Origin of the sequence: Marinomonas sp. 5E14-1, assembly GCF_039939215.1 — a bacterium.
Taxonomy (GTDB): domain Bacteria; phylum Pseudomonadota; class Gammaproteobacteria; order Pseudomonadales; family Marinomonadaceae; genus Marinomonas.
In genome coordinates, this window is the sequence record NZ_JBDXMW010000034.1 from 1 (window position 1) to 526 (window position 526).

General features: G+C 50.2%; 1 rRNA gene. It reads right to left on the minus strand.

Annotation, left to right across the window (positions count from 1 at the left end):
* Positions 1-407: ribosomal RNA gene (locus tag ABFY09_RS15095) — 16S ribosomal RNA — on the minus strand; the annotation flags it as partial.
* Positions 408-526: the final 119 nt, after the last annotated feature.

A 526-nucleotide genomic window follows, 5' to 3' on the forward strand; every position in this document is an offset into this window, starting at 1 on the left:
TCACACACGCGGCATGGCTGGATCAGGCTTGCGCCCATTGTCCAATATTCCCCACTGCTGCCTCCCGTAGGAGTCTGGGCCGTGTCTCAGTCCCAGTGTGACTGGCCATCCTCTCAGACCAGTTAGAGATCGTCGCCTTGGTGAGCCTTTACCCCACCAACTAGCTAATCTCACGCAGGCTCATCTAATAGCGGAAGGTCCTAAGATCCCCTCCTTTCCCCCTAAGGGCGTATGCGGTATTAGCATGCGTTTCCACATGTTGTCCCCCTCTACTAGGCAGATTCCTACGCGTTACTCACCCGTCCGCCGCTCGTCAGCAGGAGCAAGCTCCCCTGTTACCGCTCGACTTGCATGTGTTAAGCCTGCCGCCAGCGTTCAATCTGAGCCATGATCAAACTCTTCAGTTAAAAAGTTTGCTTACTCAAGTATCGAAACACTAACAATTTACTTATAAAGCGAATTGACGTGTTTGACGTCTCGTAAGACTTCAATTTTTTTGACCAAATACACACTAAAAATAGCAATG